Below are 20,761 nucleotides of genomic sequence, written 5' to 3' on the forward strand. Positions count from 1 at the left end.
GGGACGTGTGATGAAAAAGTTTTTCAAGAAAGTCGGCGCCTTCCTGCGCCAGACCTGGGTCTGGACCTTGCTGCTGGTGCTGTTCGTGGCGCTGCTGGTGTGGTTCGTCGGCCCGTTGTTGGCGGTTGATGATTACAAGTTCTGGGAGAGTTCGACCTCTCGCTTGCTGACCATCGCTGTGCTGTTCCTGATCTGGGGTCTGACCATGGTCTTCGTCAGCTGGCGCAGCGGTATCCGCAAGAAGGCCGAGGAAGAAAGCGAGGACGGCCAGGACCGCATTCGCCGCGAAGAGCTGATCGACGAAGAGCAGAAAGAGTTGAAGGCGCGCTTCAAAGACGCGCTGAAAACCCTGAAGACGTCGAGCCTGTATCGCGGCCGCAGCGAGCGCTGGCGCAGTGACTTGCCGTGGTACCTGCTGATCGGTCCGCAGGCCTCGGGCAAGACCAGCCTGCTAGATTTTTCCGGTCTGGAATTTCCGATCAACAAGATCGACCGCAAGCTGACCCGCGACACCCTCGGCACCCGTCATTGCGACTGGTACTTCGCCGACCACGGTGTGCTGATCGACACCGCCGGGCGTTACACCACCCAACCGGATGTGGAAGTCGACGGCGGTGCCTGGACAACGCTGCTGGAGCTACTGCGCAAGCGTCGTCGCGGGCGTCCGTTGAACGGCGTGCTGGTGACCATTCCGGTGGAAACCCTGCTCGGTGGCAGTGAGCAGGACATCGACACCCTCGCGCGCCAGATTCGCGGCCGTCTGCAAGACGTGCATCAGAAACTGCACGTCGACGTACCGGTCTATCTGGTTCTGAGCAAGGCTGACAAGCTGCTCGGCTTCGACGAGTTCTTCGATCAACTGACCCGCGAAGAAAGCGATCAAGTGCTCGGCACCAGTTTCCGCAAGGATCAGGTCGGCACCGACGTCGCTGTGCTGCGCAACGAGTTCGAAGAGCTGCTGCGTCGCCTCAACAGCCAAGTGATCATGCGCATGCACTCCGAGCGCGACACACAGCGCCGTGGTCGCATCCTCGACTTCCCGCATCAACTGGGGCAGATCGGCGAGCGCCTGTGCCTGTTCGTCGACATGGCGTTCACCGGCAACCGTTATCAGCGTGCCACGCAACTGCGTGGTTTCTACCTGACCAGCGCACCGCACCTGACCCAAGAGATGGATGCGACCACCGCCGGCATCGGTGCCAGCCTCGGCATGAGCGCCGGCGTGCTGCCGACCCTGCGCAGCGGCCGTTCGCGGTTCATTCATCACTTGTTCAGCCAGGTGATTTTCCCCGAATCCGATTTGGCCGGTCTGGACAAGCGCGAGCGCAGCCGTATTCATTGGGGCCAACGTGCCCTGTATGTTGGCGCACTGGCGGCACTGGCACTGTTCGGCATGCTCTGGGCGGGCGGTTTCTCGGCCAATTACGAGCGGCTGGAAAACCTGCGCACACTGGCGCAGAACTGGACTCAGCAGCGTTCGGCACTGACCCCGCGCGATGACGCCATGGGCGTGCTGAAAACCCTCGACACCAGCTACGCGGCGACGCAGGCGTTCCCGAAAAAGGGCGATGTCTCGTACCACGAACGCGGTGGTCTGTATCAGGGCGAAGACGTCAACCCAGTGGTCAAAGTGGCTTACGAGCGCGAGCTTGAGAAGCAGCTGCTGCCGCGGGTTGCCACGATGCTGGAAGGGCAGATCCGCGCCAACATGAAGGACCGCGAAAAGCTGATCAACAGCCTGCGTGCGTACCTGATGTTGAACATGAAGGATCGTCGTGATGCCGCATGGCTCAAGGACTGGATCGCCACTGACTGGTCGCAGCGTTACACCGGCAACACCGCGGTGCAGAACGGTCTGAACAGCCACCTCGAGCGCCTGCTGAAGCAGCCGTTCATCTATCCGCTCAACGATCAGTTGGTGACTCAGGCACGTCAGGTTCTGCGCGCCGAATCGCTGGCGACCGTGGTCTATCGCATGCTCCGCGAGCAGGCGCGCAACCTGCCGGAATATCGCTTCAGCCAACACCTCGGCCCGCAGGGCTCGCTGTTTATCGGCACCGAATACGTGATCCCGGGTTTCTACACCCAACAGGGTTATCAGCAGTACTTCTCGGTGCAGGGTTCGGCGCTGGTCACCGACATCCTGCGTGACAACTGGGTGCTGGGCGAAGGCGTGGGCATCAGCGACATGGACTTGCGCCGCCTGATGGTCGAGCTGGAGCAACTGTACTTCCGTGACTACGCCAACTACTGGAGCGAAGCCGTTGGCCAGGTGGCCTTGCCGCCGATCAGCGACGCCGGTGAAGGCGCCGAGCAACTGGCGGGCCTGACCTCGGCCAACTCGCCGGTGTTGGCATTGCTGACTGAAGTACGTGAAAACACGCGCTTCCCGGCAGCCGCTGATCCGGTGGACGAAGCCGGTGACGCTGCCGATGCGTTGGCTGGGCAGAAAGGCAAACTGGGCAAAGTCGGCAAACTGGCCTCGGCCGCGGCGGACAAGGCTTCGGCCCTGAGCGTCGCGAAAAACCTGCCGGACACCGCCAAGAAGTCCCTGCAACGTCGCTTCGAGCCGCTGCATCGTTTGCTCGATGACAACAACGGCCCGGCCGCTGACCTGACCCCGGCCCTCAGCGCGCTCAACGACCTGCAACTGCAACTGTCCGGTCTGGCCCGTTCCAGTACGCCGGAACAAGCCGCGTTCGAACTGGCGAAAACCCGCATGAGCGGCCAGCGTGATGCGTTGACCAACCTGCGTGCCGCCTCGGGTCGTCTGCCGCGTCCGCTGAGCGTGTGGTTCAACGTGCTGGCCGAAGACTCCTGGCGCCTGGTGCTCAACGATGCCTACCAATACCTGAACGGCCGTTATCAGAACGAGCTGTACAGCGTGTATGGCAAAACCATCAGCAAGCGTTATCCGTTCAGCGCCAGCAGCACCAGCGACGTGGCGATCAGCGACTTCCGCGAGTTCTTCCGCGCTCAGGGCACCGTCGACCGCTTCTTCGACAGCTACCTGCGTCCGTTCGTCAGCGGTGATCCGGGCAACTACCGGATGCGCAGCGTCGACGGTCACAGCCTGCCGGTGTCCAAGGTCTACCTCGATCAGATGGCCGCCGCGCTGACGATTCGTCAGAGCTTCTTCTCGATCAACCCGGCCGAGCCGACCGTGCAGTTCAAGCTTGAGCCGTACACCCTCGACCCGGCGGTCAGCCGTTCCGAGTTCAAGTTCGGCGACAAGACCATGGAATACCGTCACGGCCCGATCCTGCCAATGTCGTTCAAATGGCCGACCGATGCTGAAGACGGCCGCACCAGTCTGGTCATGGACAAAATGGCCGGGCGCCCGATCGGCATCGAGAAGAACTCCGGCCCATGGTCGCTGTTCCGTCTGTTCGACCTGATGCAGACCGAGTACCTGACCGGTCGCGACGTGCTGGTGTTGAAAGCCGATGTGGGTGGCCTGCGCGCCAACTACCTGCTGACCAGCCAACGCACGCCGAACCCGTTCGACATGGGCGTACTGCGCACCTTCCGTATGCCGGTGCAGCTCTGATGCTGGTGGCCAGTGCCTGGCGCAGCGCGGCGCGTACCGACCCGGGCAAGGTGCGGGCGCGCAACGAAGATGCCTTCCTCGACTCGCCACAGCAGGGGCTGTGGGTGGTCGCGGACGGCATGGGCGGTCATCAGGGTGGCGACATCGCCAGCCAGTTGATCGTCGCCAGCCTGGCTGAACTGCCGCAACACGAGGCCTTCGACGAACGCCTCAAAGCCATCCGCCAGTGCCTGCACTGGCTGAACCGGCGCTTGGGGCAGGAGTTGACGGTCACCGCCGGACGTCACGACAGCATCATGGGCAGCACCGTCGTAGCGCTGCTGGTGGAAGGCAATCGCGCGGCCTGCATCTGGGCCGGCGACAGCCGTTGTTATATGTGGCGCGGGCAGCGGCTGTATCAGCTGTCCAAAGACCATTCGCTGCAACAGCAACTGATCGACGAACAGCAAATGAGCGTCGAACAGGCGGCAGCGCATCCGGCGGCTCAGGCATTGACCCGAGCTGTTGGCGCGGCCGAAACACTGACCCTGGATGTACTGGAACTCGAGGTCTATCCGGGCGATGCGTTTTTGCTCTGCAGCGATGGTTTGTACCAAGGCCTGAGCAGCGATGCCCTCGGCACCGCCCTCAGCCTGAGCGCGCCACACGTGGCGCTGGAACGTTTGTTCGACGGCGCCCTGCGGGGCTCCGCTCGTGACAACCTGACAGCCGTGGTGATCCGCCAATGAGCAAAATCGAATCGCCCATCGATGACTTGCTGATGAGCGAAGAACAGGCCAGCAACTTGACCTACTTCGCCTTCGCCAAGGCTAACAACGCTGAACCTTTGCTGGCGCCAACCAAGGCCAGCATCGGTGCACTGCCGGACGTACTTGCTGGCCGTTACCACCTCGAGCGTCTGCTCGGGGCGGGCGGCATGGGCGCCGTTTACCGGGCCAGGGATCTGCTGCATGAACAGTTCGGCGATCCCGACCCTTACATTGCGCTGAAAATCCTCAGCGAAGAATTTGCCGAATCGCCGGACGCCAGTGCCTTGCTCTACAGCGAGTTCGCCCTGACCCGACGCCTGCGCCACGACAACGTTGTGCGCGCGCACACCTTTGAAGTCGACACCGATTGCCAGCGGGCCTTCATCACCATGGAATACATGCGTGGCCTGACCCTGGACAAATTGCTCTGCGAGCGGCCCCTCGGCCTGCCGTGGAAAGAACTGCGCGACATCGTCCTGCCGCTGCTCGACACGCTGGCCTATGCCCACCGTCGCGGCGTGCTGCACGGTGACATGAAACCGAGCAACGTCATACTCAGCGAAGACGGCCTGCGCCTCTTCGACTTCGGCTTGGGCCAGGCAGAAGAGGGCACCTTGCCCGGCCTGCCGCACCTCAGCCGCGAGCGCTTCAACGCCTGGACCCCGGGCTACGCCGCCCCCGAACTGCTTGAGGGCCAACCGTTGTCGGCCAGCGCGGACGTGTACGGCGTGGCCTGCGTGATCTATGAACTGGCGGGCGGTAAACACCCGTTCCGCCGTTTGCCCTCGACCCAGGCCCGCGACGAGCATCTGGAGCGCGAGCTGCAAGCCCCGCAAAACCTACCGAAACACTGTTGGCCAGCGCTGCAAACGGCGCTGAGCTTTGATCCGGCAGCACGCACCATTACTGCCGACCAATTGCGTGACGCCTTGGGCGCCACTTCGTCCTGGCTACAACGTCTGCGACTTCGGGCGTAACGGATGACATTCGAACAGGGAGCACACGATGTTCAACTCAGCTAACGAAACCCACTTCAGCCTCAAGGTCGAAGACTACGTGGGCGACCTGCAAGTGCTGTCGTTTGTCGGCACCGAAGGCATCAGCCAGCCGTATCGCTTCGACCTCGAACTGGTCAGCGAAAACCCCGATCTCGATCTGGAAAAGCTCCTGCACAAGCAGGCATTCCTGGCGTTCGATCCGCAGGGCAGTGGCATCCACGGCCAGATCTACCGCGTCGCCCAAGGCGATGCCGGCAAGCGCCTGACCCGCTACAAAGTGTCGATGGTGCCGCAACTGCAATACCTGCATCACCGCACCAACCAGCGCATCTACCAGCAGATGTCGGCGCCGAAAATCATCGCGCTGATCCTCGAAGAACACGGCATCAAGGGCAACGCTTACAACTTCCAGCTCAGCCAGCCGTGCCCGGATCGCGACTACTGCGTGCAGTACGACGAAACCGACTTGCACTTCGTCCAGCGCCTGTGCGAGGAGGAAGGCATTCACTACCACTTCCAGCACAGCGAAAAGGCCCACCTGCTGGTGTTCGGCGACGACCAGACCGTGTTCCAGAAACTCGGCCAGCCAACCGCGTATGTACAAGGCAGCGGCATGGTCGCCGAAGAACCGGTGATCAAAGGCTTCAAACTGCGCCTGGAAACCCGCACCAGCCGCACCACCCGCCGCGACTACGACTTCGAAAAACCGCGCCTGCAAATGGAAGCCGCGTACAAACCCGAAGGCGAGAGCACCGAGCCGGATCTGGAAGACTACGACTACCCGGGCCGCTTCATCGACCGCGCGCGCGGCAAGTTCCTCAGCCAACGTGCCCTCGAGCGTCACCGCGCCGACTACCGCCAGGCCGAAGGTCGCGGCGACCAGACAAAACTGGTCAGCGGCCACTTCATGGCCATGTCCGACCACCCGCGCAGCGAGTGGAACGACCTGTGGCTGCTCACCGAACTCTTCCACGAAGGCAAACAGCCGCAAGTCCTCGAAGAAGGCGTGACCAGCGACACCACCGACAACAAAGACGACTTTCACCAAGGCTACCGCAACACCTTCCTCGCCACCCCGTGGGACGTGTTCTACCGCCCGGCCCTCGAACACCCGAAACCGCGCGTCCTCGGCAGCCAGACCGCCCACGTCACCGGCCCCAAAGGCGAAGAAATCCACTGCGACCAATACGGCCGCATCAAAGTCCAGTTCCACTGGGACCGCGAAGGCCAGGCCGACGACAAAACCAGCTGCTGGCTGCGCGTCTCCAGCTCCTGGGCCGGCGACCGTTACGGCGCCATCTCCATCCCGCGCATCGGCATGGAAGTCCTCGTCACCTTCCTCGAAGGCGACCCCGACCAACCGCTGGTGACCGGCTGCCTGTACCACAAGGAAAACCCGGTGCCGTACGCCTTGCCAGCGAACAAAACCCGCAGCGTGTTCAAAACACTCAGCTCACCGGGCGGTGGCGGCTACAACGAACTGCGCATTGAAGACAAAAAAGGTGCCGAGCAGATCTACATTCATGCCCAGCGGGATTGGGATGAGAACGTTGAGCATGACCAGAAGATTCGGGTCGGTAATGAGCGTCATGACACGGTGGTTAAGAACACCTACACCGAGCTGAAGGCTGAGGAACACCGCACCACGATTGCCGACCGCAAGGTTGAAGCGAAGCTGGATGATCATTTGACGGTTGGGCAGAACCAGCATGTGAAGCTGGGGACTGCGCAGCTCACCAGCGTGGGGAAAGAGATTCACCTTAAGGCAGGGGACAAGATTGTTATTGAGGCGGGGACGGAGCTGACCATTCTTGGGGGTGGGAGTTTTATTAAGCTCGATGGCGGTGGTGTGACGGTGGTTGGGCCGGTGATCAAGATCAATGCGGGTGGGTCGGCTGGGTCGGGCACTGGCATTGGGATCAAACCGCCGATATTGCCAGGCGCTGCCGATAAGGATAAAGCGGGGAGTTTGATGGATCAGGCGTTGTTGAATGCGCCGCCTGAGAAGGTTAAGCCGACAGTTGATTATCCTTTCTCGCTGTGAGCGGACGAACAAGCGTCAATATGAACAAGGAATTTTTTAAATGATCATTAGCCCTCCTTTTATTCCTGCTCCGGTGGCGGGTGAGACCGACGATGCTTATCTGGCACGGGCCATGGTGGGTGGCATTCCTGGTGATGGTGGTTATCCGCTGAGTTTTGACCTTAATTGGCATGGTGGCATTCACTTAACAGCTCCCCAAGCGGGGGGGGACGTTTTGCCAGTACGTGTTGTCTCAGATGGGAAGCTAGCCTACTTTCGCAAACCAACCTTGGAAAGTTCTGCGTCACCAGATCATGCATTGCGCTACCGTGACAAGTGGACCGATGATGGTTGTGTAGTAGTTCGTCATGAAACAGAGGTTGGGGAGGGAGAGAATGGGAAAATTGTTTTCTATTCCATTTATATGCACCTTTCAGAAATTTCGATCCCCAATCCTCAAAAGGGAATGGCTTTGTATCGAAAGGATTTAATCGGAGAGGCCGGTAGTATCTATGGTGAGCGAAATAGAATTCATTTTGAAATAGTGGCTGATCAAGCCTATATCGCCAAATTATTAGGGCGGAGTGAAAGGGAACTTAAGCATCAGTCTTCCAACGGTAGGGCTGATAGTTGTTGGGGTGACGTACATTTCTTTGTGCCACCTGAAGTCCATATTTATGAAAGTGCTCCAGCGGATCTCACGCAAGCTCAAAATACGTCGCCAGTAATTTACCGCTGCCCTGCAATGCCGTCTGGTCCAACTCCGATTCAAGAAGGGGGGTCTCCGGCAAGCACCTCCTCCTCGCCGGTATTAGCCGATGGCTATGATTGGGCTATGGCCTCAGAACTGCAGGCAGGTATATTCGTACAGCTAGCTTACAGCAAAGGCCAGTGCGCACTGACTTCCTATACTCATTCCGGTTTTGAGATTGGTAGCGAAAGTGAAGAGACAGACTATGAGCACAATCTTTTTAAGAAGGCAAAGTCAATATACTCCCGGTCCCCTAGCGCTGGATATGAGTTGTTACGTTTCGGTAGGGTTTTAGGCCCCGACCAACTTTTGCCTGCGGAGGCCGCGCATTGGAGGAAGATTAAGTTTCCGGGGAAGGCGGGGGAACAGTCTAAGTCAGGATGGGTAAATTTGAATTCTCCAACGATCACAAAATTTAGTGACGCAGATTTCCCCCATTGGAAAGGCTGGAAATTAATTGATGATGATACCGATTCAGATAGCCACTGTCAGTCATCTTATATACGTGGACTTCTAAATCTTGATGCCGGTAAAGTTGTGAGTGATAGCGTTGATGCGGTGAGCATTGCGTCCTCGCCAAAATATACGGAGCTTTCTGACGAGCAAAAAAAAGATTTATCAGAAAGATATGTAATGGAGCGAGAGATAAATAAGGGCAAACTCCAAGATAAAGTTTTTCAGGAAAAAATAAAACGTACTATTTGTAAGTTTCCGAGCGAATGGTGCAAGAACGATTTTGATGCAAGGTATGGTTGGTTGCTGAAAGTCTGTGACGGCGGCCCGTTACCACAAGACAAATACGATAAGTTAAAAGCGCACCAGCAAGCTTTGGGTTTCTGGGAAGAGGCTGCACTGGAGGGGATAAGCAGCAAGCATTGGCATTTTCCTCCGCGACACTTTATCGAAATATTACGTAAGTGTGCTTGGCTAAGTCTAGATGAGTTCGCCTATACTCTACCGAAGTACCACTTTTACGAAAGAGTCGGTAATAACTGGGTTGCCCATACAGCTGGATCGCCAAGTGTCTACCAAATATCTCATGCTGTGGCGAAAAGTCGTTTTGCAGATCACTACGTGAACATGAATAAAACGATGCTTCGATATGGTTTAGTTACTGTTGAGCGAAGAACTCACTTTTTGGCTCAAACAATTCTTGAGACTGATCGTTGGAGAACATTGTCAGAGTATGGGTCTGGACACCCTAATCCTAATATTCCAATGGCGCAATATTATGCCGCTTTCTATGGGCGGGGGATTATGCAGCTAACATGGGCTGGTAATTATGAAAAATATGGTGATTATAGGGCGGCCGCACTTCCCGCAGCGGGGGGGCAGTATACTGATGCTCGAATTACTGCAACTTCAACCCATTACTGGGCTGACCCGACTCAAAGAAATTCCAATGGCGCTATCATTGGAGTTATCGGAGTTCCTAAGCGATGGGCTCCGCGGTATGATCCGACATTAATTAAAACGAACTCCCACAACGCTTGTGATAGTGGTGGATTTTACTGGGTGTCTAAGGTTGTTAATAGAAGTCAAGATTTAAATATAAATCGTAGCTGTGATGCAGCCCTCAGTGCTGCTGCTGTTGGCAGTGTTTCAGTTTTGGTCAATGGTGGGGGTAACGGATATCATGAGCGTCAAGCATATGCGCAGTATGTCTTCCGGTATTTGAGTGACTCCGTCGCGACCTCGACTATTGAGACCATCACTACGCCGAGACAAACTGTTGTTGTCAATTTTTCTATGAGTAAGCCTTGATGAAAGAATTTTTATTGGCTGTTTTTATATTTAGCACTTGTGTTGCCAATTCGTTGGCAAGTTCCGCAGGTCAAAGTCTTGAGCTGGTACAAATGCCCAGTGATTTAAGGGCTGGGATAGCGAAAGAAAATGAAATGAAGGATGTTGATGTTCATTCCTATGCTATGGGGACCTTGTCCTGGGGCGGAGGGTTCATATCCGCAGTGACTTTTGAAGACTCTATTAAAAACTGCTCAATATATGTTTCAAATGGGCGAGTTCTCTCTAATTTGTTTTCTGGTGCGCCCTGTGAGTTTGTGGGGAAGCCTAGAGTTGAGTCTTCAAGGAAAGTCACTTCACCAGATGTTTTGTATAATATTCGATTATTTTCCCCTACCAGTGGGGCTATGGCTGACGAAGTGATTGCGCTGTTTTTCGATCTGGAAAAGCATACTTACTGCGTGAGTCAATCGTTGGGGAGCTGGTATCAGGTAGGAAATAAAGAAATCCCAGCAGACTTGTCCGACGGAAGATGTTTTTCTGAGGGTGCTGGGTATTAACTGGGAGCAAACGAACAAAAGGGACCGAACAAAAGGGACGGATTTATTTTCCAATCCGCCCCACGGACACCTCTTACTTTTTCGCTTTCTGCCTCACCGCAAGCAATTCTTCTAGGTGATCCAACGCACGTTCCACCATGAGCTGCGCACCATCGGCGATTCGACTCAGGGCCAGCGCAACTGAGCGGTTCGAGCCTTCGACGTCGTCCGCTAATTTGGCCGCGATGGCGCTGATGGACAGCATGTCTTCGGAGGCGTTGGCCAGGAGGGCTTCCGAGTCGATGTCATTGGGGACGGTGAAAAGTCTGCCTTTGCGGCGTTTGGACTGTTTGTCGTTGGTAGGCGGGAAGTAGTGAGCGAAGGCGCGGTCGGCGGCTTCTTTGTCGAGCTGTTCCGTGTCGAGGGATTGTTCGGCGGGGGTGCCAGCGTTATCTGGCGGGTTGGGCGTCACCTTGAACATGGGTGTTTCTCCGTCTGTAGGTAAGGAGCTACCACCGTTCGCTTGCACGCGAATAAGGTGGCAGCTGTGCGCAGGTGTGCAAGACCGGGCAGACGGACCCGGCAGATCGCTCTCGAAAGAAGGACCTCCCACGCACAGCCGCCATACAGTCGGTACCGCGAGCAGGGATATGCCTGATCAGCGACCAATGACGTTGCGCGTCGTCTTTTACCCGGACTTGCACGTCCGTGTCACCGTTTTTTGCGGTGACAAATCAAGGTTAGCGGCGAACGGAGAGGTCGGATAGTTCATGGATGGCTCGGCGTCTTGCGGGAAATGTCCGACGAACACGCCATCCGTTTAGCTGGACAGAGATATGTAGCGTTATTTGTTTAAATTGCGAAGGCCAGATGAGGGAGCGTCTTACATCGGCGGTTTCGGGCGTAACGGATGACATTCGAACAGGGAGCACTTTATGTTCAACCCAGCTAACGAAACCCACTTCAGCCTCAAGGTCGAAGACTACGTCGGCGACCTGCAAGTGCTGTCGTTCACCGGCACCGAAGGCATCAGCCAGCCGTTTCGTTTCGACCTCGAACTGGTCAGCGAAAACCCTGATCTGGACCTCGAACAACTGCTGCACAAGCAGGCGTTTCTCGCATTCGATCCACAAGGCTCGGGCATCCACGGCCAGATCTATCGCGTCGCCCAAGGCGATGCCGGCAAGCGTCTGACTCGCTACAAAGTGTCGATGGTGCCGCAACTGCAATACCTGCATCACCGCACCAACCAGCGCATCTATCAGCAGATGTCGGCGCCGAAAATCATCGCGCTGATCCTTGAAGAACACGGCATCAAGGGCAACGCCTACAGCTTCCAGCTCAGCCAGCCGTGCCCGGATCGCGACTACTGCGTGCAGTACGACGAAACCGACCTGCATTTCGTCCAGCGCCTGTGCGAAGAGGAAGGCATTCACTACCACTTCCAGCACAGCGAAAAAGGCCACCTGCTGGTGTTCGGCGACGATCAGACCGTGTTCCCCGACCTCGGCCAGCCGACCGCGTACGTGCAAGGCAGCGGCATGGTCGCCGAAGAACCGGTGATCAAAGGCTTCAAACTGCGCCTGGAAACCCGCACCAGCCGCACCATGCGCCGCGATTACGACTTCGAAAAACCGCGCCTGCAAATGGAGGCCGCGTACAAACCTGACGGCGAGAGCACCGAACCGGATCTCGAAGACTACGACTACCCGGGCCGCTTCATCGACCGCGCGCGCGGCAAGTTCCTCAGCCAACGCGCCCTCGAACGTCACCGCGCCGACTACCGCCAGGCCGAAGGTCGCGGCGACCAGACCAAACTGGTCAGCGGCCACTTCATGGAAATGTCCGACCACCCGCGAACCGAGTGGAACGACCTGTGGCTGCTCACCGAAATCGTCCACGAAGGCAAACAGCCGCAAGTCCTCGAAGAAGGCGTAACCAGCGACACCACCGACAACAAGGACGACTTCCACCAGGGCTACCGCAACACCTTCCTCGCCACCCCGTGGGACGTGTTCTACCGCCCGGCCCTGGAACACCCGAAACCCCGCGTCCTCGGCAGCCAGACGGCCCACGTCACCGGCCCCAAAGGCGAAGAAATCCACTGCGACCAATACGGCCGCATCAAAGTGCAATTCCACTGGGACCGCGAAGGCCTCGCCGACGACAAAACCAGCTGCTGGCTACGCGTCTCCAGCTCCTGGGCCGGCGACCGTTACGGCGCCATCAGCATCCCGCGCATCGGCATGGAAGTCCTCGTCACCTTCCTCGAAGGCGACCCCGACCAACCGCTGGTGACCGGCTGCCTGTACCACAAGGAAAACCCGGTGCCGTATGCCTTGCCTGCGAACAAAACCCGCAGCGTTTTCAAAACGCTCAGCTCCCCGGGTGGTGGTGGGTACAACGAACTGCGTATTGAAGACAAGAAAGGTGCGGAGCAGATCTACATCCATGCGCAGCGCGATTGGGATGAAAACGTTGAGCATGACCAGAAGATTCGGGTCGGCAATGAACGTCATGACACAGTGGTGAAGAACACCTATACCGAGCTCAAAGCCGAAGAACATCGCACGACGATTTCCGACCGCAAGATTGAAGCGAAGCTGGATGATCACCTGACGGTTGGGCAGAACCAGCATGTGAAGTTGGGCACGGCGCAGCTGACCAGTGTGGGGAAAGAGATTCACCTCAAGGCTGGGGACAAGATTGTTATTGAGGCGGGGACTGAGCTGACCGTGCTGGGTGGTGGGAGCTTTATCAAGCTTGATGGCGGTGGGGTGACGGTGGTCGGGCCGGTGATCAAGATCAATGCCGGGGGCTCGGCTGGCTCCGGCACGGGCATCGGGATCAAACCGCCGGTGCTGCCGGGGGCGGCGGATAAGGATAAGGCGGGGAGTTTGATGGATCAGGCGTTGGGGAATGCGGTGCCTGAGAAGGTTAAGCCGACAGTTGATTACCCTTTCTCGCTTTGAGCGGACGGACAAGCGTCAATATGAACAAGGAATTTTTTGAATGATCATTAGCCCTCCATTTCTTCCTACTCCGGTAGCGGGAGAAACCGACGATGCTTATCTGGCACGTGCCATGGTTGGCGGTATTCCCGGTGATGGTGGTTATCCGCTGAGTTTTGACCTTAATTGGCATGGTGGCATCCATCTAACTGCTCCTCAAGAAGGAGGGGGTACATTGCCCGTAAAGGCTATCTCAGATGGCACTCTGGCTTATTTTCGTCAGCCTACCCTTGAAAGCACTGCGCCTCCAGATCATGCATTACGCTATCGGAACAAATGGACTGATGACGGATGTGTGGTTATTCGACATGAAACAGAAATAGGTGAAGGCGAAAAGGCGAAGGTCGTATTTTTTTCTATTTACATGCACCTTTCGAAAATATTAATTGCAGCGCCACAGAAGGGTAAAGCGATTGCCCGTAAAGATAAAATTGGTGAGGCGGGTAGTATATATGGAGAGAGCGGGAGAATTCATTTTGAAGTAGTCGCTGATCAAGGCCAAATTGAGAATCTAGTAGGTAGGAAAGAAAGGGATTTAAAATTTCAGACAGGTCATGGGCGCTCAGATTGCGTTTGGGGAGATACTTATTTTTTTATTCCTCCAGAGGTTCTTATTTATGAAAGAGCGCCAAATAATATTCTATCAGCACAGAATGATTCTCCCGTTGTATATAGATGCCCCGCCATGCCTTCGGGGCCAGCCCCGATTCAGGAAGCTGGGGCGCCCACATCAAATGTCAACGATTCAGTTCAGGGGTATGATTGGTCGTTAGCTTCGGAGCTGCAAAATGGCATGTTCCTTAGGATGAGTTACGCCAAAGGGCAGTGCAAACTTACTACATATAGCCATTCTGGCTTTGAGCTAGGCTCGCAGGCCGAGAGTGGTAGTTATGAATATGACCTATATAACACAGCGACCGAAAAGTTTCCAAAGTCGCCTAGCGCGGGATTCGAACTGCTTAGGTTTGGTAGAGTGTTGAGCGGTGACCAACTTATGCCAGCTGATGCGGCCCATTGGCGGAAAATAAAAATTCCAGGAAAAACTGGTGAGGAAAGTAAGGCTGGTTGGATAGATCTCAATTCTTTTTCTGTGACTAAATTTAGCGATGCAGATTTTCCGCATTGGCAAGGGTGGCAGTTAGTAGATGACGATACAGACGCTGATAGCCACTGCCAATCTCAATTCATCCGAGCTGTATTAAATTTGGATGCTGGTAAAGTCGTTTCTGATAATCTAGATGCTGTTAGCATCGCCAAATCTCCCGCATATGCAACTCTTTCGGCTAATGAGCAGCAGGATCTTTCAACTAGATACGTCGCAGAGCGCCAGTTGACGCAGTCATTACTTGAAAAGTCTGAAGTTCAAGATCGTGTAAAGCGACTAGTGTGCAAATTCCCAAGTGAGTGGTGTAAAAATGACTTTGATACTCGATATGATTGGTTAAAGAAGGTGGCGGAGGGCGGACCGCTGCCGGAAGATCAATACGCAAAGTTGAAGTCTCACCAGCAAGCCTTGGGATTCTGGGAGGAGGCAGCATTGGTAGGGATCGATCATATGCATTGGCATTTTCCTCCTAAAGAATTTATCCGTACCTTCAGCCAGTGTGGTTGGCTTACCAAGAGCGATATGAAGGGGGTTTACCCTACTGCATCCGATGCAAATATAAATAAATACCTTGTTCATATAAATAAAACCCTTTCTAAGTATTTAATCGTCGGTAGGTTGAGGCGGTCGCACTTTTTTGGGCAGGCAGGCGTCGAGTCGGGTCAACTTGCAATGATGTCTGAACTGTATAATGGTGCCCCGCATGATTATTTTAGGCGGTATGCTAATGCTTCGAATTACAATGGTTGGTTGGGCAACATAAAGTACAACGATGGCGGAGATTTCAGAGGGCGCGGCTTGAAGCAGCTTACCGGTAGGGCTAACTATGCCAATTATTGGGTTTACAGAGGATGGTTGCAAGCTAGTTCATTTTCAAATAACTGGTGGAAGCATACCTCGTGGTGGGGTATTACCATTTCTGGAGCTACAGTTACCGGAGCGCAGAAGGCTACGCTGCCAATTCAAAATGCTGCAACAATCGCGCAGTTAGATGCCCAGATAAGGCCGCCTGTTATAGTAAATCCAGATCGTGTAAAAGATGAGCCGTTCACTTGTATTGATACGGCAGGTTGGTTTTGGGCGAAAAATAAACTGCTAGGAATAGCCGACGCTAACGATATTCCGCAAATGACTCGACGTATTAGGGGGGATGGTGCTTTAGTCGGCACGGACTCTGCTCACCCGTGGCCGGCTGCAGCAAATTTTCCTGCTCGAGAGACAATGACAAATAAACTTCTAAAATTTTTCTAAGGTGAGCCGCATGATTCGACTGATCGTATTATCGTTTTTTATCTATAGTGGTGCTGCACATTCTAGTTCAGTAGAGCATAGTCTGATATGCAAGGAAGCTGATCAGGGATCCGAATCAGCTAGCTTGGCTCTTTCTTTTGAGGGGGGCACCTTCTCCCTTGATAATGCTGATCGCGGATGTCGGTCAGATTACGTTGTTAGAGAAACGTCAGGAGCGGCTAACAATGTGATTATATTTTCTTATCCAACCAGTGATAATATGGGGTTGAATGCACAATTGATGGTTTTTTCTGCTCCAGCAAAAGGCGGAAAAGCTAACTACATAGGAGATATTCCTGCTAACGCTTCGGAGTCGGAGAACGGGACTTACAAAGATGTTCAGCAATCTGGCGGTTCAATATACGAAAGTGTTTATCGTATTGACGATTCAAAAGTCGTGACTTTGACGCCAGGCAAGGAATTAATTGTTTCTGGCGAGCAGTGTATTTATAAAGAAAATAGTGACATTGCTTGCAAGAAAATGCGAGGTAGTTTCAAAAAGCCGGTGTGTGTTTTTAACTACGGTGAACGTAAGGTTCTTGCTGACACGAAAGAATGCGCGGGTATGAGTGAGAGTCTTTAAATCGTTGTGCAGTGGGGACGGCTTCTCATTTGGCTCGATCCGTCCCCTCGTGCCGCTTACGTTTTTGCTTCTTGCCTCGCCGCTATCAATTCTTCCAGATGATCCAGCGCACGCTCGACCATAAGCTGCGCACCATCGGCAATTCGACTCGAAGTCTCGACGCTTATGAGAGGAGACGCATTTATTTGTTGCGCCAAAATTATTTGATTTTGAGGCGGAGCGTAAACGTATCCGTTTCGATGGTGGGAAAATTTCTTTGATGGCTGATTCAATGAAAAATTTATATTCGCTCCCCTGCTTTTTATCGTTAACCTTTTTGATATTCAGTTCGGTCGCATTTTCTGCGAGTTTCGACTGTGGCAAAGCTTCGACGGAAGTAGAGAGGAAAATTTGTAGTTCTCCTTCTTTGTCCGCAATGGACGAAAAGCTCAGTGAGGTCTTCAAACCGATAAAAAATCGGCGAGCTTTACAAATAATCGAAAGTGAATGGCTTGAGTCAGAGCGTAACTCTTGTGAGTCAGTAGAGTGTTTAGAGGACTCTTATGTTAGGCAGATACGCTTTCTGTCGCCGGTTCCTATCGCGCCTAGGCCAAATCAGAAAGATATTAAGTTAATGTTGGGTGATAAGCCGTACACACAGTTTGAGCGCTCATGGAAGGTCATTGATTTAGCATGGCTTCCCAATGAAAAAGGAGCTGTCGAACGATTTGTGATCTCCGCAGAAACAATTTCAGGCATGTTGCATGTCATCGTGTTTGAAGGGCATTTTGATGCGGCGATGATTGCGTACCGGGGTAATTTATATGAGTACGTTGATCGCAACGACGGGCCGGTATTGCACACGATTGCGAAAGATATCGGTTTTGACGGTGCTTTGAGTTTGGGTTCAAACGACGAAGGGAAAAGATTCGCGGGAATCTTGGATGGGGCGTTTTACTATCGACAGCAGCTCTCCAAGAATCAGCTGCGGGGGATGGTTTATAAGCTCGGTTCAAAATCTCCGCCATTGGAAAGCAGTTTGCTGTTCCAGCAGTGGCCAAATACTGATGAAAATGCTGTTAGTGGTTTGACATTCGGTTGGGGTGGTGAGTATGGAAAATTGCAAGCGTACTACTCGCACACCTCAGGGTATGAAACGATAGCGCAGGCTGGTCGGCCCGAGGCCGATTGGAATATATATGCTCCGATTTGGAGCAAGTCACGGCCGACGTTTTATTTCAAGAATGGTGATGAAACTATTTGGCGTGCCAATGTTGCGGATAAGACGTTAACAAAAATTGCGAAGGCTAGTGATGAAGGAATGATCCAGAATCCTACCCCTGTCGATATTAATGGGCGCGAAGCAGTCGTTTATCTGAATGGATCTACACTGAAAATGGCTATCTCCCTTGAAGAATAAGCACGACTTAAAAATACACTTTCGCAAAATATTGTTGGAATTTGCCTTGAGTAAATATCTTATTCCGGTGCTGCCCGCCGTGCTGATTGGTGGTTTATCTCTGTTGGGGGGACATGCATTTGCTGACGATGCATGTGCCGATATCACTACGAACTCTCAGAGGGAAAGATGTTCTGTGAGTGCCAAGGTTGCTGCAGATAAGCAGTTGAATACCAGTTATCAAGAACTGATGGTTCGGCTCGAAGGTGGGTATCAAACTGATCCAGTTCTTGCGGCGAGCCAAAAGGCAACGGTTCAGGAGGCTCAGCGCGCCTGGATCAAACTGCGCGATACCGATTGCCAAGTCGATGCGTTGGAGACGGAACCGGGCTCTTCGGCGCATGTGGCAGCGGTGAACAATTGCATCGCCAGTATGAGTCGTGACCGTTCAGTGTTTTTGGACAATATCGCGTCCGATAGCGGGAGTGGCCCGACAATTGGACGTGGCTCGTGCCCTACGCAAGACTTTGCACAGTTTCTTCCAGCATTCTCCGCTAATGTCGAATCGCAGAAGCGATTAACTGCGCAGGCCGTGAAGCTGCTGGTATTAAAGGGGACGTCGGATATAGGGCGGATTGTGACTTACGTTACTGCGGAGGTGGGACGCGATATGGCGTTTCCCTTAATGGTGGCTGTGCCCGATGGGAAAGTGGAAGGAATAGAGATCGAGAAGGTGGATGACCGCCACGTTAACGTTGTGGATAAACGCGCCGGCAACAGCAATATCAAGATTTTCAACTTTTCGCGGAAGTCCTGCTGGACGCTTGATGGGGTTGAGGACTGGTCGATTCCTGATAAAGAGCTTTCTGTAGCCAGTACGCGGAAAATGAGTCGTGCGGAGAATTTCTGTTGGCAGCGCGGACAAGGATTTGCTGGCTTGGGCGGCCTTGAGCAATACCGACTGACAGGAGAACTTTTTGAGGCGACTTTGGAAAATTACCTGTGCGCGGCCGCTTCAGGCGATCCTATATCTAGTTCGGCTGCGGCCGGGCTGAGTCTGTCGGGTATGGCACCGCAATTGGAATACGGCAAAGTTGAGGCTCTTTTCAAAGCAGCGGCTGTTGATTCGCCGAGCGGTGCTGAGTCGTTGGCTGGCTTCTATTGTTTTGGCAATGAATTGGCCGGTTCAGGACCCTGCCAGCGCCCGCTGGACGTTGAAAAAGAGTTGATTCGTGCTACCACCATGGGATCAACGCATGCATGCATTCGTTTCGTTAGGCGATTATTGGAAAAGCGGCGATCTAGGAAAGAAAGATACTCCTCGCGCCTTGGCCTGTTATCAGCTTGCTGCCGACAAAGGTAACGACTCGGGTATCAATGCGATTAAGCGACTTCAGTCCGAAGTGGCCGAACCGATAGTGGCCAGCAGATGCTTTTAGTGCGGTAAGTGAGGAAGGGCGTTTACAGCGCCCGACGCCTTTTCACCGCGATGTGATCAAACGCGTTCCGCCATCATGGCTAACGCGTTTTCATATGCGCTGAGCCAGAATCCGCGGCGCTTAAACGTTTAATACTTGAGCATCTGACGACCGCGATTTTCCTTTAAACTCCCCACCCCCAAGGAATGCGCTCAGGACACGGAATGCCAGCCCCCTCGATCACCCTTCGTCCCGCGTTAGTGCTCTGGCTATACGCCGCCGCAATCGTGCACATTCTCGCCGGCGTTACCCTGACCTGGGCCGGGCATTCCGGTTTACTTGACGGCTATCTGCACAATCTGGAACTCGCATTCTGGGGCGCTGATGCGGTACCTATCGCCGGCCACGAACAACAGGTCTGGTGGCTCGCACTCTTCGGCGCGACGCTGCAAAGTTATTCGCTGTACATGCTCGCGCTGGTGCACTTGGGCAATCGCTTGAAAACACCGGCAGTCTGGGGCTGGTTGAGCGCCGGCATCCTGTTATGGGCGCCGCAGGACATGTGGCTCTCAGCGCAACAACAGGTTTGGTCGCATCTATGGCTAGATGGTTTTGCATTGCTGGTGTTGTTGCCGCCACTGTTCTGGCTGTATCGGCATGACCGCCGAAAGGCTTCTTCAGTAAAGGCACCGAGCCAATCCAACCCGTTTGCCGACAGCGCCTACAAGCGCGTGCTACTAACCGGTGGCACCGGTTTTATCGGTGAAGCCTTGGTCAATCAATTACTCGACGCCGGCCACTCTGTCAGCGTACTGACGCGCGATCCGTTGAGCGCGGCCAATCTATTCAACGGCCGCGTCCGCTGCATGCATTCGCTCAGCGAACTCAGCCACGACGAAACCTTCGACTTAGTGATCAATCTCGCAGGCGCACCCGTCGCCGGCCCACGCTGGACTCCCAAGCGTCAGGCCCAACTGCTCGCCAGCCGACTCGGCACCACCGAAGCACTGATGACTTGGTTGAAGAACACCAAGCATAAACCAGCGCTGTGGATTCAGGCCTCGGCCATCGGCTTCTACGGCGTGCGCGACGCCAGCGAAAACCTCGACGAACGCGCTAGCAAGGGCGACGGCTTCATGGCCGAACTCTGCGCGCGTTGGGAAGCCGCCGCGCAACCGGCCACCGACTTCGGCGTGCGTCAGGTGGTGCTGCGTCTCGGCGTGGTGTTCGGCCCCGGCGGTGCGTTGACGCCGTTGCTGCTGCCATTCCGCCTGGGTTTCGGCGGTCGTATGGGCGATGGTCGGCAGATCATGAGCTGGGTGCATCGCGACGATGTGCTTCAGGTGATCGCCCGGGCCTTCGACGATGAAAGTCTGGTCGGCACTTACAACATGGTCGCGCCCGAAACGGTCACTCAGGCAGCGTTCGCCGCCAATGCCGGGAAGGTCCTCAAACGCCCGGTGTGGTTCCACATTCCCGCCGCTCCGGTGCGTGCTATGGCAGGCGAGATGGCGCAGTTGTTCTTCGACGGTCAGCGCGTGGTGCCTCAGCGTTTGACCGAGGCCGGCTACACATTCCGCCATCCAACCCTCGACGCCGCTCTGCGCGATCTGATCTGAGGAT

At 54.9% G+C, this 20,761-nt stretch carries 12 protein-coding genes and 1 pseudogene; 12 read left to right on the forward strand and 1 reads right to left on the reverse strand.

The genetic code is table 11. The features are described from left to right. Positions 1 to 10: 10 nt before the first annotated feature. From tssM to CKW18_RS29780, 6 genes are read left to right on the forward strand one after another with little or no spacing between them, the layout of a single operon-like run. Complete coding sequence (gene tssM, locus CKW18_RS05815) at positions 11 to 3,550, forward strand: type VI secretion system membrane subunit TssM (RefSeq protein ID WP_095187891.1); 3,540 nt, start codon at positions 11 to 13, stop codon at positions 3,548 to 3,550. Beyond that, positions 3,550 to 4,278, forward strand: coding sequence for a PP2C family serine/threonine-protein phosphatase (locus CKW18_RS05820; RefSeq protein ID WP_095187892.1), 729 nt, complete (start codon positions 3,550 to 3,552; stop codon positions 4,276 to 4,278). Before tssM ends, CKW18_RS05820 begins: the two co-directional genes overlap by 1 nt. After that, positions 4,275 to 5,276 carry a serine/threonine-protein kinase gene (locus CKW18_RS05825; RefSeq protein WP_095187893.1) on the forward strand — a complete coding sequence of 334 codons (1,002 nt, stop codon included), beginning with the start codon at positions 4,275 to 4,277 and terminating at the stop codon, positions 5,274 to 5,276. The genes CKW18_RS05820 and CKW18_RS05825 overlap by 4 nt, the downstream gene beginning before the upstream one ends. A gap of 28 nt (positions 5,277 to 5,304) precedes the next feature. Then, the gene (locus tag CKW18_RS05830) at positions 5,305 to 7,341 is read left to right on the forward strand and encodes a type VI secretion system tip protein VgrG (RefSeq protein WP_095187894.1); all 2,037 of its coding nucleotides are present in this window, start codon (positions 5,305 to 5,307) and stop codon (positions 7,339 to 7,341) included. A 40-nt stretch (positions 7,342 to 7,381) separates the two neighbouring features. Continuing rightward, positions 7,382 to 9,835 (forward strand): M23 family metallopeptidase, encoded by a 2,454-nt coding sequence (locus tag CKW18_RS29775; protein WP_141233079.1) that lies wholly within the window; start codon positions 7,382 to 7,384, stop codon positions 9,833 to 9,835. Next, the gene (locus tag CKW18_RS29780; RefSeq protein ID WP_141233080.1) at positions 9,835 to 10,374 is read left to right on the forward strand and encodes a hypothetical protein; all 540 of its coding nucleotides are present in this window, start codon (positions 9,835 to 9,837) and stop codon (positions 10,372 to 10,374) included. The genes CKW18_RS29775 and CKW18_RS29780 overlap by 1 nt, the downstream gene beginning before the upstream one ends. A 73-nt stretch (positions 10,375 to 10,447) precedes the next feature. On the opposite strand, the gene CKW18_RS05835 is transcribed toward CKW18_RS29780, so the two are convergent. Further along, positions 10,448 to 10,834: a DUF6124 family protein gene (locus CKW18_RS05835; RefSeq protein WP_095187895.1), complete on the reverse strand. Its 387-nt coding sequence runs from the start codon at positions 10,832 to 10,834 to the stop codon at positions 10,448 to 10,450. A gap of 454 nt (positions 10,835 to 11,288) precedes the next feature. Between CKW18_RS05835 and CKW18_RS05840 the strand changes: the two genes are divergently transcribed. The 6 genes and pseudogenes from CKW18_RS05840 to CKW18_RS05870 all read left to right on the forward strand — a co-directional run bounded on the left by CKW18_RS05840 (position 11,289) and on the right by CKW18_RS05870 (position 20,757). Further along, a complete protein-coding gene (locus CKW18_RS05840; protein WP_095187896.1) occupies positions 11,289 to 13,325 on the forward strand; it encodes a type VI secretion system tip protein VgrG in 2,037 nt (678 codons plus the stop codon). Between the two features lie 40 nt (positions 13,326 to 13,365). Further along, positions 13,366 to 15,720 (forward strand): M23 family metallopeptidase, encoded by a 2,355-nt coding sequence (locus tag CKW18_RS05850; RefSeq protein ID WP_141233081.1) that lies wholly within the window; start codon positions 13,366 to 13,368, stop codon positions 15,718 to 15,720. A 10-nt stretch (positions 15,721 to 15,730) separates the two neighbouring features. Next, a complete protein-coding gene (locus CKW18_RS05855; protein WP_095187899.1) occupies positions 15,731 to 16,342 on the forward strand; it encodes a hypothetical protein in 612 nt (203 codons plus the stop codon). Between the two features lie 259 nt (positions 16,343 to 16,601). Then, on the forward strand, positions 16,602 to 17,741 hold the full coding sequence (locus CKW18_RS05860; RefSeq protein ID WP_095187900.1) for a lysozyme inhibitor LprI family protein: 1,140 nt from the start codon (positions 16,602 to 16,604) through the stop codon (positions 17,739 to 17,741). 46 nt (positions 17,742 to 17,787) lie between these two features. Continuing rightward, positions 17,788 to 19,159 (forward strand): annotated as a pseudogene (locus tag CKW18_RS05865) (lysozyme inhibitor LprI family protein). A gap of 203 nt (positions 19,160 to 19,362) precedes the next feature. Next, complete coding sequence (locus CKW18_RS05870; protein WP_095187901.1) at positions 19,363 to 20,757, forward strand: TIGR01777 family oxidoreductase; 1,395 nt, start codon at positions 19,363 to 19,365, stop codon at positions 20,755 to 20,757. Positions 20,758 to 20,761: the final 4 nt, after the last annotated feature.

Origin of the sequence: Pseudomonas sp. Irchel 3E19, from assembly GCF_900187585.1 — a bacterium.
Lineage (GTDB): Bacteria > Pseudomonadota > Gammaproteobacteria > Pseudomonadales > Pseudomonadaceae > Aquipseudomonas > Aquipseudomonas baetica.

Bases quoted from the DNA above. Each gene is read 5' to 3' on its own strand.
- CKW18_RS05850 (WP_141233081.1), top strand. From the start codon at position 13,366: ATGATCATTAGCCCTCCATTTCTTCCTACTCCGGTAGCGGGAGAAACC.
- CKW18_RS05855 (WP_095187899.1), top strand. From the start codon at position 15,731: ATGATTCGACTGATCGTATTATCGTTTTTTATCTATAGTGGTGCTGCA.
- CKW18_RS05825 (WP_095187893.1), top strand. From the start codon at position 4,275: ATGAGCAAAATCGAATCGCCCATCGATGACTTGCTGATGAGCGAAGAA.
- tssM (WP_095187891.1), top strand. From the start codon at position 11: ATGAAAAAGTTTTTCAAGAAAGTCGGCGCCTTCCTGCGCCAGACCTGG.
- CKW18_RS05840 (WP_095187896.1), top strand. From the start codon at position 11,289: ATGTTCAACCCAGCTAACGAAACCCACTTCAGCCTCAAGGTCGAAGAC.
- CKW18_RS29780 (WP_141233080.1), top strand. From the start codon at position 9,835: ATGAAAGAATTTTTATTGGCTGTTTTTATATTTAGCACTTGTGTTGCC.
- CKW18_RS05835 (WP_095187895.1), bottom strand. From the start codon at position 10,834: ATGTTCAAGGTGACGCCCAACCCGCCAGATAACGCTGGCACCCCCGCC.
- CKW18_RS05860 (WP_095187900.1), top strand. From the start codon at position 16,602: ATGGCTGATTCAATGAAAAATTTATATTCGCTCCCCTGCTTTTTATCG.
- CKW18_RS05870 (WP_095187901.1), top strand. From the start codon at position 19,363: ATGCCAGCCCCCTCGATCACCCTTCGTCCCGCGTTAGTGCTCTGGCTA.
- CKW18_RS05830 (WP_095187894.1), top strand. From the start codon at position 5,305: ATGTTCAACTCAGCTAACGAAACCCACTTCAGCCTCAAGGTCGAAGAC.
- CKW18_RS05820 (WP_095187892.1), top strand. From the start codon at position 3,550: ATGCTGGTGGCCAGTGCCTGGCGCAGCGCGGCGCGTACCGACCCGGGC.
- CKW18_RS29775 (WP_141233079.1), top strand. From the start codon at position 7,382: ATGATCATTAGCCCTCCTTTTATTCCTGCTCCGGTGGCGGGTGAGACC.